This window comes from Ruegeria sp. CH10 (genome assembly GCF_056537125.1).
Map to the genome: position 1 here is coordinate 1 of NZ_JBQFQY010000016.1, position 1,402 is coordinate 1,402.

At 54.7% G+C, this 1,402-nt stretch carries 1 pseudogene; it reads right to left on the reverse strand.

The features are described from left to right. Positions 1-191 precede the first annotated feature (191 nt). Positions 192-1,309, reverse strand: a pseudogene (locus tag ACRZ94_RS20705) (IS3 family transposase). Positions 1,310-1,402 lie beyond the last annotated feature (93 nt).

Here is a 1,402-nt window from a genome sequence, read left to right on the forward strand (position 1 = left end):
TACGAACAGACCTATGTTGCTCGTCGCAGTAAGTTCAGCGCCTCGAACGGCGGCTAAGTCCGGATAGTGTTGAAAAACTCAAAAATGCAAGAGGTTCGAGTTTATTGCGAACCGGCGAACCGGCGAACCGTCGATAAAGTCCAAAGCCAATTTCGATGACAGTTGTTGAGATGCCCTGTCCAGCCCCAATTCTATGGGCCAGTTTTGAGCAAGGTTTCTGGAACGGGCGGTCGCATGTTTAGAGCCTGATGGGGTCTGACACGATTGTACTGTCTAAGCCAGGTATTGATGACGATCTGAGCCTGTTTGGTGGTGTGGAACCATTCTGCGTTGAGGACTTCCCGGCGCAGAGTGCCATTGAAGCGCTCGTTGTATCCATTCTCCCAAGGTGATCCCGGGTAGATTTGGATCGGCTTAATGCCCACCTTTCTTAACCAGGTCTGCAGGGCCGTTGCGATGAACTCCGCGCCGTTGTCGGAACGGATGTGTTCGGGCTTCCCGTGCCGCAATAAGAGTGGGTAGAGCGCATCCAGCACGTCTGCGCTGTTCATCTTCGGCTTGACCGCTACGCAGAGCGCCTCACGGGTATACTCATCCAGCACCGTCAGCATCTTGTAGCTCTGTCCGTTGCTCAGCTTGTCGTGGACAAAGTCAATGCTCCAGATGTGATTGGGATGTTGCGGTCGGAGCCGGATGATCGAGCTGTCCTTGTGGTACAGCCGTTTGCGTTTCTTGTGCCGTTGTGGGAGCTGCAAGCCTTCTTCGCGCCATAGTCGTTCGATCTTTTTATGATTGACTGCCCAGCCTTCGACACGCAGCAGCTCGGCGACCTTGCGGTAGCCGTAGCGCCCATACCGTTTGGCCAATCGGATCATCGCCAGACGTAACGCCTCATCATCCTTTGGCGCTGCGCGGTATTGCAGCGTGCTCCGCGCCAATCCAATCACGCGACAGGTGCGCCGTTCAGAGGTTGCCAGCTTTTGTCGGGTGTGGACCACGGCCTGACGAAGCTGGTCTGCCGTCAGGCCTTTGGCTTTAGATAATCAAGGCTCTCCTTGAGAATGAGTTTGTCCAGTTCAAGCTCAGCCACGATTTTCTTGAGCCGATCATTCTCTTTCTGCAGCGCCTTCAGATTGGCCATCTCAGATCGTCCCATCCCACCAAACCGCTTGCGCCATGTGTAATAGGTCGCATCACTGACACCAGCCGTTCTGCACGCCGTCGCGACATCCGAACCAGATGCCAGGCCCAGCTCAATCTCGCGCAAAAGCCGCAGAATATCTTCGTCCGAATACCGTTTCCGCGCCATCAATCCCGTCTCCAAAACTAAGCCAACTGTGGCACAGTTTTAGGGGGCCAAGACACAGGAGTGGTAGTACTTTCGATGGCTTCTGGAAACTCG